The sequence below is a fragment of the Billgrantia pellis genome (genome assembly GCF_008297955.1).
In the GTDB taxonomy this organism is placed as follows: domain Bacteria; phylum Pseudomonadota; class Gammaproteobacteria; order Pseudomonadales; family Halomonadaceae; genus Halomonas; species Halomonas pellis.
This window is the reverse complement of record NZ_VTPY01000006.1, coordinates 306853-321334: the sequence shown is the minus strand read 5'-3', so window position 1 is coordinate 321334 and position 14482 is coordinate 306853. Positions and strand designations below refer to the sequence as shown.

At 64.2% G+C, this 14482-nt stretch carries 12 protein-coding genes and 2 tRNA genes; 1 reads left to right on the top strand and 13 read right to left on the bottom strand.

All coding sequences use genetic code 11. The features are described from left to right. Positions 1-19: 19 nt before the first annotated feature. From nusA to rlmE, 10 genes are all read right to left on the bottom strand, one after another. On the bottom strand, positions 20-1513 hold the full coding sequence (gene nusA / locus F0A17_RS16995) for a transcription termination factor NusA (protein WP_149329530.1): 1494 nt from the start codon (positions 1511-1513) through the stop codon (positions 20-22). Between the two features lie 49 nt (positions 1514-1562). After that, the gene (gene rimP / locus F0A17_RS16990; protein ID WP_149329529.1) at positions 1563-2024 is read right to left on the bottom strand and encodes a ribosome maturation factor RimP; all 462 of its coding nucleotides are present in this window, start codon (positions 2022-2024) and stop codon (positions 1563-1565) included. A gap of 211 nt (positions 2025-2235) precedes the next feature. Next, positions 2236-2312 (bottom strand) — tRNA-Met (locus F0A17_RS16985). A gap of 134 nt (positions 2313-2446) precedes the next feature. Beyond that, positions 2447-2533, bottom strand: a tRNA-Leu gene (locus tag F0A17_RS16980). Between the two features lie 22 nt (positions 2534-2555). Continuing rightward, positions 2556-2915 (bottom strand): preprotein translocase subunit SecG, encoded by a 360-nt coding sequence (gene secG, locus F0A17_RS16975; protein WP_149329528.1) that lies wholly within the window; start codon positions 2913-2915, stop codon positions 2556-2558. 4 nt (positions 2916-2919) lie between these two features. After that, positions 2920-3669: a triose-phosphate isomerase gene (gene tpiA / locus F0A17_RS16970; RefSeq protein WP_149329527.1), complete on the bottom strand. Its 750-nt coding sequence runs from the start codon at positions 3667-3669 to the stop codon at positions 2920-2922. A 69-nt stretch (positions 3670-3738) separates the two neighbouring features. Further along, positions 3739-5088 (bottom strand): phosphoglucosamine mutase, encoded by a 1350-nt coding sequence (gene glmM / locus F0A17_RS16965; protein ID WP_149329526.1) that lies wholly within the window; start codon positions 5086-5088, stop codon positions 3739-3741. After that, positions 5081-5947: a dihydropteroate synthase gene (gene folP / locus F0A17_RS16960; protein WP_187774721.1), complete on the bottom strand. Its 867-nt coding sequence runs from the start codon at positions 5945-5947 to the stop codon at positions 5081-5083. Before folP ends, glmM begins: the two co-directional genes overlap by 8 nt. 90 nt (positions 5948-6037) lie before the next feature. Then, on the bottom strand, positions 6038-8056 hold the full coding sequence (gene ftsH, locus F0A17_RS16955; protein WP_149329525.1) for an ATP-dependent zinc metalloprotease FtsH: 2019 nt from the start codon (positions 8054-8056) through the stop codon (positions 6038-6040). Between the two features lie 214 nt (positions 8057-8270). Then, complete coding sequence (rlmE, locus tag F0A17_RS16950) at positions 8271-8960, bottom strand: 23S rRNA (uridine(2552)-2'-O)-methyltransferase RlmE (protein WP_228716945.1); 690 nt, start codon at positions 8958-8960, stop codon at positions 8271-8273. A 163-nt stretch (positions 8961-9123) separates the two neighbouring features. On the opposite strand from rlmE, the gene yhbY reads away from it, so the two are divergent. Further along, positions 9124-9450: a ribosome assembly RNA-binding protein YhbY gene (gene yhbY, locus F0A17_RS16945; RefSeq protein ID WP_149329577.1), complete on the top strand. Its 327-nt coding sequence runs from the start codon at positions 9124-9126 to the stop codon at positions 9448-9450. Positions 9451-9527: 77 nt separating this feature from the next. Here yhbY and greA read toward each other — a convergent pair whose 3' ends face one another. The 3 genes from greA to carA are packed head-to-tail and all read right to left on the bottom strand — an operon-like array spanning position 9528 to position 14425. Further along, on the bottom strand, positions 9528-10004 hold the full coding sequence (gene greA, locus F0A17_RS16940; RefSeq protein ID WP_149329524.1) for a transcription elongation factor GreA: 477 nt from the start codon (positions 10002-10004) through the stop codon (positions 9528-9530). After that, positions 10001-13231, bottom strand: coding sequence for a carbamoyl-phosphate synthase large subunit (gene carB, locus F0A17_RS16935; protein WP_149329523.1), 3231 nt, complete (start codon positions 13229-13231; stop codon positions 10001-10003). The genes greA and carB overlap by 4 nt, the downstream gene beginning before the upstream one ends. Positions 13232-13279: 48 nt before the next feature. Then, a complete protein-coding gene (carA, locus tag F0A17_RS16930; protein WP_187774725.1) occupies positions 13280-14425 on the bottom strand; it encodes a glutamine-hydrolyzing carbamoyl-phosphate synthase small subunit in 1146 nt (381 codons plus the stop codon). Positions 14426-14482: the final 57 nt, after the last annotated feature.

Genomic DNA, 14482 nt, shown 5'->3' with positions numbered 1-14482 from the left:
CCTCAGCCCCGTGACCCGTTTACTGTTCGTTCTCGAACCAGGGCGCACGGGCAGTCATGATCAGTGCTGCAGCGCGCTCCTCGTCCATGCCCTCGATGTCCATCAGATCGTCGACGGACTGCTCGGCGAGGTCCTCCATGGTTGCGATGCCCCGGCTCGCCAGGATGAAGGCCAAGTGCCGCTCCATGCCGTCCATCTCCAGCAGGTCATCGGCGGGTTGCGCACCGTCCAGCTCCTCCTCGGAGGCGATGGCCAAGGTCAGCAGCTCGTCCTTGGCACGGGCACGCAGCTCTTCCACCAGATCCTCGTCCAGCTCCTCGATTTCGAGCATCTCCTCGAGGGGCACGTAGGCGATCTCTTCCAGCGTGGTGAAGCCCTCCTCCACCAGCAGCCGGGCGAGGTCGTCCTCGATTTCCAGATGCTGGATGAAGTGCTCGACCAAACTATCGATCTCCTGTTCGCGCTTGTCTTCGGCTTCGCCCTCCGTCATGACGTTGATTCGCCAACCGGTGAGTTCGGAAGCCAGGCGAACGTTCTGACCGCTGCGGCCGATGGCCTGGGCCAGGTTGTCCTCGGCCACGGCGACGTCCATGGCATGGGCGTCCTCGTCGACCAGGATCGAGGCGACATCCGCCGGCGCCATGGCATTGATCACCAACTGGGCGGGGTTGTCGTCCCACAGAATGATGTCGACCCGCTCGTTCTGCAGCTCACTCGACACCGCCTGCACGCGGGAACCGCGCATGCCGACACAGGCGCCGACCGGATCGATGCGTCTGTCGTTGGTCTTGACCGCGATCTTGGCCCGGGAGCCGGGGTCGCGCGCCGCACCCTTGATTTCGATGAGCTGTTCGGCAATTTCCGGCACTTCGATCTTGAACAGCTCGATGATCAGTTCCGGGCAGGTACGCGACAAGATGAGCTGGGCACCGCGCGCCTCGGCGTCGACCTTGACCAGCAGTGCGCGCACCCGGTCGTTCATGCGGTAGCGCTCGCCCGGGATCATCTCGCTGCGCGGCAGGAACGCCTCGGCATTCTCCCCCAGATCGATGATCAGGCCGTCTCGGGTGGTCTTCTTGACGATGCCGGCGACCAACTCCCCCTCGCGTTCGGCGTATTGCCGGACCACCTCGGCGCGCTCGGCTTCGCGTACCTTCTGCACGATGACCTGCTTGGCGGTCTGGGCGGCGATGCGGCCAAAGGCGGCGTTCTCGATCTGTTCCTCGACCACGTCACCGAGCGTGAGCGGCGGATCGCGACGTTCAGCGAACGACTGCTTGATCTCGGCGTCAGGATTCTCGAACTCATCGTCCTCCACCACTTCCCAGCGGCGGAAGGTTTCGTAGTCACCGGTGCTGCGGTCGATGTGCACCCTCACGCTGACCTCGCGGCCTTCAAAGCGCTTGCGAGACGCGCTGGCCAAAGCGGCTTCGACGGCCTCGAAGATCACGTCACGGGGCACGCCTTTCTCGTTGGAGATCGCATCGACGACCGTCAGAATTTCTTTACTCATGCCTTTGCCTCGCCAGAAAACCTGTTCTTATGCACCGTCCAGGGTGACCTCAGTCCTCGAACCGGGGAACCACCCGTGCCTGATCGATGCTCTCGATAGGAAAGCAGTACTCTTCGTCATCGAGCCGCAGCAGCACCTCGTCTTCTTCGATACCCGCCAGCAGCCCCTGGAACTTGCGCCGACCATCAAAGGGAACGCGCAGCTTCAACGCCACCTCATGCCCCGCAAAGCGAGCGAACTGGTCGAGGGTGAAGAGCGGACGGTCCATGCCCGGCGACGACACCTCCAGGCGATATTCGCCCGGAATGGGATCTTCCACGTCGAGCACGGCGCTGACCTGGCGACTGACGTCAGCGCAATGATCCACGCTCACACCGTCGGCATGATCAATGTAGATCACCAGCCGGGAGTGCTTGCCCTGGGGGCGGTAGTCGATGCCCCAGAGTTCGAACCCCATGGCGGCGACCACCGGCTCGATCAGCGCATACAGCGCAGCGTCCTTGAGTGCCACAGAAAAAGCTCCTACAGCCGTTGCATCAGGCACCTGGCCGGGAGTGAACAGGAAAGCTAGGTGGCTGATTGGCGTTGCCCGGATAAGCGCTACCGGCAAGGCCGGCAGTATGCTGCTAACAAAAAGCCCCTTCGCAGGAAGGGGCCTTTCACAAGAAACCTGTGTTACCTCTTCGGCCCACTGTCGCCCCTTCGGGACGCTCGGCCGGAGATGGTAGCGGGGACCGGATTTGAACCGATGACCTTCGGGTTATGAGCCCGACGAGCTACCAGACTGCTCCACCCCGCAACATTCCAGGTCGGCGATTGTAGACGCCAGCCTCCCTCCGGTCAAGACCTAAAGGCATGGCCACGTTTACAATTTCCTGGTGCCAATCCTGCTTCTGACGACTCACGCTCTCGGCAAGAGCGCAGCGTTTCAGATGGTGCCGAAGGCGGGACTTGAACCCGCACGACCGTAAGGTCACTACCCCCTCAAGATAGCGTGTCTACCAATTCCACCACTTCGGCCTGCTTGATTGCCGGGGCGCGACTAGCCGCCGCTTTCCTCCAGCACTGGCGCGGTATTATCCACGTCGCGGGCCTCGTCGTCAAGCGTGGGCAGCCCGCTCTGCTGCTCGATCAGGCGCGCGTCAGGAATTCCCGCTTCGGGAGCCTCCCCGGCCTGGCTGGCGAAATAGGCCAGGGTCAGCGACGTGGCGAAAAAGGCCGCCGCCAGCACCGCAGTGGTACGCGACAGAAAGCTGCCGCTGCCGCGCGAGCCGAACACGGTTTGCGAGGCGCCGCCGCCGAAGGCGGCACCGGCCTCGGCGCCCTTGCCCTGCTGCAGCAGGATCAGAACGACCAGAGCAATGGCGATCGCCACATGGATCATGAGAATGGCAACTTGCATGGAATCAACCTGCTGACTGACAAATGGCTAGGAAATCGTCGACCTTGAGCGAAGCGCCGCCCACCAGGCCGCCGTCGATATCGGGCTGAGCCAGCAGCTCGGCCGCGTTGTCGGCATTCATGCTGCCGCCATAGAGCAGGCGCATGCCCGCCGCCAGGTCGCGGTCGAAGCTGGCCTGGTACTCGCGAATCCCGGCCATGACCTCCTGAGCCTGGTCGGGAGTCGCCGTACGCCCCGTGCCGATGGCCCACACCGGCTCGTAGGCGATGGCAATCCGTGTGCGCTGCTCCGGCTCCAGGCGTGCCATCACGTAACCCACCTGTCGCAGGACCACGTCCATGGTCTTGCCGGCATCGCGCTCTTCCAACGTCTCGCCGACGCACAGGATCGGCGTGATGTCGGTATTCAGCGCTGCCAGCAGCCGATCGTATACGGCCGCATCGTCCTCGCGGTAAAGCTGACGGCGCTCGGAGTGCCCCACCAATGCGAACTCGACGCCGAACTCCTTGAGCATGCGCCCGCTCACCTCTCCGGTGCGCGCGCCGGAGTGCAGCGGATTCAGCGTTTGCGCACCAAGGCGCAACCGCGTGCCGTCGAAGGCACGTCGCGCCGCATCCAGGTAGGGAAAAGGCGGCAGGATGACCACGTCCAGCGACGCCGGAAACGACTTTTCGGCGAAAGCACGACCGAAATCCTCGACCAGCGAGGCCGAGCCGTTCATCTTCCAGTTCCCGGCGATCAGCGGCGTTCGCATGCGACGTCCTCTTTCAAAGTGGAGCGAAATGGTATAGGAGGCGCCAGGTCAAGACAACCTTCGCGGCCGTCAGGCCAACACCCCCTCCACCTCGTTGGCCAACTGCCGAGCCAGCGCCTCGACGTCGAGATGCGCCCGCCCTTCGACCATGACCCGTATCAGCGGCTCGGTGCCCGACGGGCGCAGCAACACGCGACCGTCGTCTCCCAGCTGCGCCTCTACCCCGGCCACGGCCTCCTTCACCGCGGGTGCATCGATCAGCGCTTTAGCGTCACTGCCCGGTGTCAGGCGCACGTTGACCAGCGCCTGGGGCACCTTCTCCAACCCGGCGAGCAGCGCATGCAGCGGCTTGCCCTCGTTGACCATGATCGCCAGTACCTGGAGCGCCGAGACGATACCGTCGCCGGTGCTCTGCACGTCGGCACAGACGATATGACCCGATGACTCGCCGCCGAGCTGCCAGCCGTTTTCCAGCAAGCGTTCGACCACGTAACGATCGCCGACCTTGACCCGCTCGAAGGGAATGTCCATGCGCTCCAGCGCCATGGCCAGCCCGAAGTTGGTCATCAGCGTACCCACGACGCCCCCCTGCAACTGGCCGCGTTCATGCCGATCGCGGGCGATCAGGTAGAGAATATCGTCGCCGTCGATCTCACGGCCATCGGCATCGACCATCAGCACGCGGTCGCCGTCGCCATCGAAGGCGATGCCGAGATCGGCCCCCTGCTGTATCACCGCGGCGCGCAGGCTGGCCGGAGAGGTGGAGCCCACCTCGCGGTTGATGTTGAGGCCGTCGGGGCTGGCACCGACCAGGCTGATCTCGGCACCCAGCTCGCGAAACACGCTGGGAGCGATGTGATAGGTGGCCCCGTGGGCGCAGTCGAGCACCATGCGCAGCCCGTGCAAGCTGACGCGATTGGGAATGGTCGACTTGCAGAATTCGATATAGCGACCGGCAGCGTCATCGATGCGCATCGCCTTGCCCAGCTTGCCCGCCGCCACCGTAGTCAGCGGCTCGTCTAGCACGGCCTCGATGCGTTCCTCTATCGCATCGGCGAGTTTGGTACCCGCCGTGGAGAAGAACTTGATGCCATTGTCGGCGAAAGGGTTGTGCGAAGCCGAAATGACGATGCCGGCGTCGGCCCGGAAGGTGCGCGTCAGATAGGCAATTCCCGGTGTCGGCATGGGACCGAGCAGCGCCACATCGACGCCGGCGGCGGAGAGCCCCGCTTCCAGCGCCGACTCGAACATGTAGCCCGAGATGCGCGTATCCTTGCCGATCAACACCCTCGCACGGCCGGTCTCGCGAGCCAACACCCGGCCCACGGCCCACCCCAGCTTGAGCATGAAATCGGGCGTAATGGGGTAATCCCCGACCGTTCCGCGAATGCCATCCGTACCGAAGTATTTTCTAGTCATGCTCGCAGCCTTCCCTTAGCACGGCCCAGGTCATGTTCACCGCATCCAGGACAGGGCCGACGTCGTGGACGCGAAGGATTCGGGCGCCACGCTCGACCGCCAGCGATGCCAATGCCAGGCCACCCGGAAGACGCTCCTCCACCGGCCGCCCCAACACCTTGCCGATCATGCTCTTGCGCGACATGCCCACGAGCAGCGGCAGCTTAAGCCGGGCCAGGCGATCCATGCGATTGAGCAGGCGCAGGTTGTGCTCGACGGTCTTGCCGAAGCCGAAACCGGGGTCGAGCAGCAGGCGTTCGCGGCGCAGCCCGGCAGCCTCACACTCCGCCACGCGCGCCTCGAGAAAATCGATCACCGCCTCCTCGATGGGATCCGCATAGCGTGGCGCCTGCTGCATGTCCTGCGGTTCGCCCTGAATGTGCATCAGGCACACCGGCAGGCCGACGCTCAGCGCCGCCTCGATGGCCCCCTCGCGCTGCAGGGCGCGTACATCATTGATCATACCGGCGCCCAGCGCTGCGGTCTCGCGCATGATCGCCGGATTGCTGGTATCCACCGAAACCAACGCATCGAATTCATGGACGAGGCGTTCGACCACCGGCGCCACCCGGTCGAGCTCTTGCTGGGAGGAGACCGGCTGCGCCCCGGGTCGGGTCGATTCGCCGCCCACGTCGATGATCGCCGCGCCTTCGGCCAGCATGCGCTCGGCGTGGCGCATGGCATCGTCGAGAAGTATATGGCGACCGCCGTCGGAGAAGGAGTCGGGCGTGACGTTGAGAATCCCCATGATACGGGGATAGGAAAGATCGAGACGATGCCGACCACATGGGAGCCAGGTCGACGAAGCGGTTTCGGTCATGTCATGGATCCCGTGACACAGGCCTGAAGAAAAGAGCACACACCCACGGCAAAGGCGCCCCCGAAGGGGCGCCTGGGTGCAGAGGTCAGGTCACGACCCGGCGGGACCGCCCAACGGGTCGGAAGGGCGGCGGCGAGGCTCTTCCTCTTCCTCCCCGTCTCCTTGATTCCCCCCATCGCCGCTGTTGCCGCTATCGGTCGGCTCGGCTGCCGGCGTCTCGTCGCGCTGCCGATCGGCCTCCCCGGTGATCGGCGAGCCGCTGCCAGAGTCCCCATCTTCCCAATCCTTGGGCGGACGCGGCTTGCGGCCTTCCATGATGTCGCGGAGCTGGTCGGCGTCGATGGTCTCGTACTGCATCAGCGCCTCGGCCATGGCATCGAGCTTGTCGCGGTTCTCCTCGAGAATCCGCTTCGCCTCGGCGTAGCACTGGTCGATGATCTTGCGCACTTCCTTGTCGAGCCGGGTGGTGGTCTCGCCCGACTTGAGCTTGCCGCCGCCCTGGCCCGGGCCGCCGAGGAACTGGTGCGACTCGTCCTCGTCGTACATGATCGGCCCCATCTCCTCGGACAGCCCCCATTTGGCGACCATGTTGTGGGCCAGCTCGGTGGCGCGCTTGATGTCGTTGGAAGCCCCGGTGGTAACGCCGTTCGGCCCCAAGGTCATCTCCTCGGCGATGCGTCCGCCGAACAGCGAGCAAATCTGGCTGATGATCTGCTGGCGCGACAGGCTGTAGCGATCCTGCTCGGGCAGGAACATGGTCACGCCCAACGCGCGTCCGCGGGGAATGATCGTCACTTTGTAGACCGGGTCATGCTCCGGCATCACCAGGCCGATGATGGCGTGGCCCGACTCGTGATAGGCGGTATTGAGCTTCTCCTTGTCGGTCATGACCATGGAGCGTCGCTCGGCGCCCATCATGATCTTGTCCTTGGCCAGTTCCAACTCCTCCATGCCCACCAGGCGCTTGTTGCGCCGTGCGGCGAACAGCGCCGCCTCGTTGACCAGGTTGGCCAAGTCGGCGCCCGAAAAGCCCGGGGTACCGCGGGCGATCAACGACGGCTTGACGTCGTCGGCCAGCGGCACCTTGCGCAAGTGTACGTTGAGGATATGCTCGCGACCGCGAATGTCGGGCAGCGGCACCACCACCTGGCGGTCGAAGCGGCCCGGACGCAGCAGTGCCGGGTCGAGCACGTCGGGGCGGTTGGTGGCGGCAATGACGATAATGCCTTCATTGGCCTCGAAGCCGTCCATCTCCACCAGCAGTTGGTTGAGAGTCTGCTCGCGCTCGTCGTTGCCGCCGCCCATGCCGGCGCCGCGTGAACGACCCACGGCATCGATCTCGTCGATGAAGATGATGCAGGGCGCCTGCTTTTTGGCCTGCTCGAACATGTCGCGCACACGGGAGGCGCCCACCCCGACGAACATCTCGACGAAGTCAGAGCCCGAGATCGAGAAGAACGGCACCTTGGCCTCGCCGGCGATGGATTTCGCCAGCAACGTCTTGCCCGTGCCCGGGGGCCCCACCATCAGTACACCGCGGGGAATGGTGCCGCCCAGGCGCTGAAACTTGGAGGGATCGCGCAGGAAATCGACCAATTCCTCGACCTCTTCCTTGGCCTCGTCACAGCCGGCGACATCGGCGAAGGTCGTCTTGATCTGGTCCTGGGAGAGCAGTTTGGCCTTGGACTTGCCAAAACTCATCGGCCCGCCCTTGCCGGCACCGCCTCCCTGCATCTGTCGCATGAAGAACATGAAGATGGCGAGTATCAGCAGGATCGGGAAGCTGGCAATCAGCAAGCGGGTCCACAGACTTTGCTGTTGCGGTTCCTTGCCCACCACGGTGACGTTGTTGGAGAGCAGATCGTCCATCAGCTTGGGATCTTCCGCCGCCGGCCGGATGGTCTGGAACTGGGAGCCGTCGACGCGCTCACCGCTGATGGTGTAGCCGTCGATGGTCACGCTACGGACCTGCTGATTCTGCACCTGCTGGACGAACTGCGAGTAGTTCATCGTCTGCGGTGTGCTATCGACGCTGAAGTTGTTGAACACCGTCAGCAGCACTGCCGCGATGACCAACCACAGAATCAAGTTCTTCGCCATATCGTTCAAGGGACTACCCTCATTGCAAGCATCTCTTGGCCGTAACGCCTGGCTCTATGACCACGGGCGGCAGGGCATGTTCCACCCGGCCAGACAGCCATTCTACCCCACACTGTGACACAGTTGGGCGTTGCTGTCCGGCCATCGCATCATTCGTCTGCCGCTATCGCAATAGCCAGCAGCCTGTCAATATCGCAGCGCGACCGACCCGGGCCGGAACGGCTCAGCCACGAAATCCCTCCGCCAGCAGATAGACTTCTCTCGAACGGGCGCGGGAGGCCTCCGGCTTGCGGGTCACCACCCGATCGAAACTGGCACGCAGTTCCTTGAGGTAGGCGTCGAAGCCTTCGCCCTGGAACACCTTGGCCAGAAAGCGCCCGCCCGGCGCGAGCGTCTGGCGCGCCAGATCCAGGGCCAGCTCCACCAGGTACATGGCCTGCGGCTGGTCAATGGCGCTCATGCCGCTCATGTTGGGTGCCATATCGGACATTACGAGATCGACGGGGCGATCGCCCAACACGGCAAGGATCGCCTCGAGTACGGCCTCTTCGGTGAAGTCGCCCTGGATGAATTCGACCCCGGCCAGCGCATCCATCTCGAGAACATCGGAAGCGATCACCATGCCTCGATCGCCCACCTTGTCCGCCGCTACCTGACTCCAGCCGCCGGGTGCCGCCCCCAGGTCGATCACCGCCATGCCCGGTCTGAACAGTCGATCCTTTTCGTCGAGCGCGAGCAGCTTGTAGCTGGCACGGCTGCGATAACCGTCCTGCCAGCTCTGCTGCACGAAACGGTCGTCGAAGTGCTCCTTGAGCCAGGAGGCCGAGGTCTTGCTGGCGGCGCGCTTGCCATCGCGCTGCTGGCGCGGGGTTTCGGGCCCGCCACCGCGGGACGAGGAAGTGGATCGAGCCACACGATCACCTTGATTGATATTTCCGGACCGCGAGCAGGCCAGTCGGCCTGGATCGATGAGACGCGAAGCGAAGCAGGCCGACATGGAGCCTGCCATGCTTTCGCTGGCGCGCATTTCACCGTACCATGGCAGGTTACGCGCAACCGGGAAGACGCACGATACCATGAGCTTGTCACAGGCACAAAAGAAAGCATTCCGCAGCATCGGCCACCACCTGAACCCCGTGGTCACGGTCTCTGAGAACGGCGTTTCCGAGGGTGTGCTGGCCGAGCTCGAGCGGGCGCTGTCGGATCATGAGCTTATCAAGGTGAAACTGGCCCTGCCGGAGCGCGACGACCGCGCCGCGATGCTCGATGAGCTGGTGAAAGCGAGCGGCGCCGAACGCGTGCAGACCATCGGCAAGATGGCATTGCTCTACCGCAGGAACCCCCAAGCCAATCCAAAGCTCTCCAACGTCAAGCGCTTCGAAAACCATCACGGCCGGCACTGATGCGCTTTGCGCGAGCAGCTAACCAACACCCCGCGACCATGGTCGCGGGGTGTTTTCCTTCCAGCTTCAAGGTTGGGTCAGAGATGCTGAACGCTCGCGATCTCGTACTCGACCTCGCCGCCCGGCGTGTTGACTACCACCACGTCACCCTCCTCCTTGCCGATCAGGGCCCGCGCGATAGGTGAGGTAACGGAAATCTTGCCCGCCTTGATGTCGGCCTCGTCCTCGCCGACGATCTGGTAGCGGACTTCCTCGTCGTTGCCGAGGTTGATCAGCTCGACGGTGACACCGAAGATCACCTTGCCGGTCTGCGGCAGCTTCTGCACGTCGATCACCTGGGCGCTGGAGAGCTTGCTCTCGATCTCCTTGATTCGCCCCTCGATGAAGCCCTGTTGCTCGCGCGCCGCATGGTATTCGGCATTTTCCTTCAGATCGCCGTGCTCGCGCGCCTCGGCGATGGCATTGATCACCCGAGGACGCTCGACACCCTTGAGCTGCTCCAGCTCCTCACGCAGGCGCGCTTCGCCTGCGACGGTCATCGGGACCTTGTTCATTGTGTCGCTCCTGCATGCAGTTCCTGTAACCGCCGCACCGTGATCGCATTGCCATACTCCAGCGCCATGCAAACGGCACTCGCCCCTGCCAGGGTGGTGGCATAGGGTACCTTGCGGGCCAGCGCGGTACGACGAATCACCGAGGAGTCGTTGATCGCTTGGCGACCCTCGGTGGTGTTGACGATATAGGCGATGTCGTCGTTCTTGAGCAGATCGACGATATGCGGACGGCCTTCGTAAACCTTGTTGACGACCTCCACCTCGAGGCCAGCGGCATCGAGCGCGGCAGCGGTACCGCGGGTCGCACACAGCGTGAATCCCAATCCTAGCAGAGAACGCGCCACCTCGATAACTCCCGCCTTGTCCGGATCGCGCACCGAGAGGAACGCCTTGCGCTCGCCCTCGAGCCTGGGAATCGCCTCGCCGGCCCCCAACTGCGCCTTGTAGAAGGCCTCGGCGAAGGTATCGCCGCTGCCCATCACCTCGCCGGTGGATTTCATCTCCGGCGACAGGATGGGATCGACCCCCGGGAACTTGTTGAACGGGAACACCGCTTCCTTGACGCTGTAAAAATGCGGCACGATCTCGCGGGTGAAGCCCTGCTCGGCCAGGGTCTTGCCCGCCATGCAGCGGGCGGCGACCTGGGCCAGCGAGGTGCCGATGCACTTGGAGACGAAGGGGGCGGTGCGCGAGGCGCGCGGATTGACCTCGATGACGTAGATCTCGCCGTCCTGCCAGGCCAATTGCACGTTCATCAGACCTACCACGCCGAGCTCGATAGCCATGCGCTTGACCTGCTCGCGCATCGCGTCCTGCACCTCGGCAGGCAGCGAGTAGGGCGGCAACGCACAGGCGGAGTCGCCGGAGTGCACGCCGGCCTGCTCGATATGCTGCATGATGCCGCCGATCACCACTTCGTGGCCGTCGGAAACCGCGTCGATGTCGATCTCGATGGCGGCGTTGAGGAAGTGATCGAGCAGCACCGGCGAATCGTTGGAGACCTTGACCGCGTGGGTCATGTAGTTCTCCAGTTCGTCGGCGGAATAGACGATCTCCATGGCGCGACCGCCGAGCACGTAACTCGGGCGCACCACCAGCGGGTAGCCGATCGCCTCGGCCTTGACGAAGGCTTCGTCGAAGCTGCGCGCGGTGGCGTTGGGCGGCTGCTTGAGGCCCAGCTTGTCGATCATCTGCTGGAAGCGCTCGCGGTCCTCGGCGCGGTCGATAGCGTCCGGCGTGGTGCCGATGATCGGCACGCCGGCGGCCTCCAGCTCGCGGGCCAGCTTCAGCGGCGTCTGGCCGCCGAATTGCACGATCACGCCGACCGGCTGCTCCTTGTCGGCGATCTCCAGCACGTCCTCCAAGGTCACCGGCTCGAAGTAGAGGCGATCGGAGGTGTCGTAATCGGTGGAGACGGTTTCCGGGTTGCAGTTGACCATGATGGTTTCAAAGCCGTCGTCGCGCATGGCGAAGGCGGCGTGGACGCAGCAATAGTCGAACTCGATGCCCTGGCCGATGCGGTTGGGCCCACCGCCCAGTACCATGATTTTCCGACGATCGGAGACCTCGGCCTCGCACTCTTCCTCGTAGGTGGAGTACATGTAAGCGGTGTCGGAGGCGAACTCGGCGGCGCAGGTGTCGACGCGCTTGTAGACCGGGCGGATACCGGCCTTCTGCCGCGTGCGACGGAATTCCTTTTCGGAGACGCCGAGGAGCTTGGCCAGGCGCGCATCACTGAAACCCTTGCGCTTGAGGCCGAACAGGTCGCGCGGCGAGAGTTCGGAGAGCGAGCGCTTGGCCACGTCCTGCTCGGTGCGCACCAAGTCCTCGAGCTGGACCAGGAACCAGGGGTCGATCTTGGTCAGGGCGAAGACCTCCTCCACGCTCATGCCGGCGCGCATGGCGTCGGCAATGAAGAAGATGCGCTCGGCACCGGCGGCCTGCAGCTCGCCCTTGATGTGGGCCATGGCGTCGTCGCTGAACTCCGCCACCTTGGGGTCGAGGCCGTCGTTGCCGGTCTCCAGCCCGCGCAGCGCCTTCTGCAGCGACTCCTGGAAGGTGCGCCCGATGGCCATCACCTCGCCCACCGACTTCATCTGGGTGGTCAGGCGGTCATTGGCCTGGGGGAACTTCTCGAAGGTGAAGCGCGGAATCTTGGTGACCACATAGTCGATCGACGGCTCGAACGACGCCGGGGTACGCCCGCCGGTGATGTCGTTGGCGAGTTCGTCCAGGGTATAGCCCACCGCCAGCTTGGCGGCGATCTTGGCGATCGGGAAGCCGGTGGCCTTTGACGCCAGCGCCGAGCTGCGCGACACCCGCGGGTTCATCTCGATCACGACCATGCGCCCCGTGTCGGGGTCGACGCCGAACTGCACGTTGGAGCCGCCGGTCTCGACGCCGATCTCGCGCAGCACCGCCAGCGAGGCGTCGCGCATGATCTGGTACTCCTTGTCGGTCAGCGTCTGCGCGGGAGCCACGGTAATGGAGTCGCCGGTGTGCACGCCCATGGGGTCGAAGTTCTCGATCGCACAGACAATGATGCAGTTGTCGTTCTTGTCGCGAACGACCTCCATCTCGTACTCCTTCCAGCCCAGCAACGACTCGTCGATCAGGAGTTCGTGGTTGTTGGAGAGTTCGAAGCCGCGAGTACAGATCTCCTCGAACTCCTCCTTGTTGTAGGCCACGCCGCCACCGGAGCCACCCATGGTGTAGGAGGGACGAATGATCACCGGGAAGCCCAGCGACGCCTGGATGCGCCAGGCCTCCTCCATGGAGTGCGCCACCTCGGCCTTGGGGCACTCCAGGCCGATGCGCTTCATGGCCTGGTCGAACAGGTCGCGGTCCTCGGCCTTGTTGATGGCATCGGCGTTGGCGCCGATCATCTCCACGCCGTACGTCTCGAGCACGCCATGCTTGTCGAGGTCGAGCGCGCAATTGAGCGCGGTCTGGCCGCCCATGGTCGGCAGGATGGCGTCGGGGCGCTCGGCCTCGATGATCTTCTCCACCGCCTGCCAGGTGATCGGCTCGATGTAGGTGGCATCGGCCATGGCCGGGTCGGTCATGATGGTGGCCGGGTTGGAGTTGACCAGGATGACCCGAAAGCCCTCCTCGCGCAGCGCCTTGCAGGCCTGGGCGCCGGAGTAGTCGAATTCGCACGCCTGGCCGATGACGATGGGGCCGGCGCCAATGATCAGAATGCTTTTAATGTCGGTACGCTTGGGCATGTCGGTTCCCGCGGCTGGATTCGTTGAAATCAGGCGATAAGTCGATGATCAGCGGCCCTGGCGCATCATCGTCACGAAGCGATCGAACAGCGGCGACACGTCGCGCGGCCCCGGGCTCGCTTCGGGATGCCCCTGGAAGCTGAAGGCCGGACGGTCGGTCAGCTCGATGCCCTGCAGCGTGTCGTCGAACAGCGAGCGGTGAATGGCGCGCACGTTGCCCGGCAGGCTCGCCTCGTCGACGGCAAAGCCGTGGTTCTGGCTGGTGATCATCACATGGCCGGTGTCGAGGTCCTGCACCGGGTGGTTGGCGCCATGATGGCCGTGGTTCATCTTCACGGTCTTGGCCCCGGCGGCCAGGGCCAACAGCTGATGCCCGAGGCAAATGCCGAACACCGGGATATTCGTCTCGAGAATTTCGCGGATCGCCGCGATAGCGTAGTCGCAAGGCTCGGGGTCGCCGGGACCATTGGCCAGCAGGATGCCGTCCGGGTTGCGCGCCAAGACCTCGGCGGCGGGGGTCTGGGCCGGCACCACGGTGAGACGGCAGCCGCGCGAGGCGAGCATGCGCAGAATGTTGTACTTCACGCCGTAGTCGTAGACCACCACGTGGAAGGGACGCTCGCTGCCCGTGGCATCGACGTTGCCCTGGCCCAGCTCCCACTCGGCCTCGCTCCACTCGTAGGCCTGCTTGCACGAGACCTCCTTGGCCAGGTCCATGCCCTTGAGCCCCGGGAACTCTCGCGCCGCGGCAAGCGCGCGCTCGACGGCATCGTCGCCTTCGGCCTCGCTGCCGGCCAGGATCGCCCCGTTCTGGGCACCCTTGTCACGCAGGATGCGAGTCAGGCGGCGGGTGTCGATATCGGCGATGCCAAGCACGTTCTGGCTCTTGAGGTAGTCGGAGAGCGACTGCTCGGAGCGGAAATTGCTGGCGACGAGCGGCAAATCGCGGATCACCAGCCCGGCGGCGGCGATGCCGTCGGACTCGACGTCCTCGGCGTTCACGCCAGTATTGCCGATGTGCGGGTAGGTCAGGGTCACGATCTGTCGGGTATAGGAGAGATCGGTCAGGATCTCCTGATAGCCGGTCATGGCCGTATTGAACACCACCTCACCGCTGGTTCGTCCATCGGCGCCGATGGCCGTGCCGTGAAAGATACTGCCATCTTCCAAGGCCAATATCGCGGGTCTGTTCAATGCGGGGCTGTTCAAGACAAGGTCCTCCCATGCTGATGCGAGCCTGAGGGGCGCAGG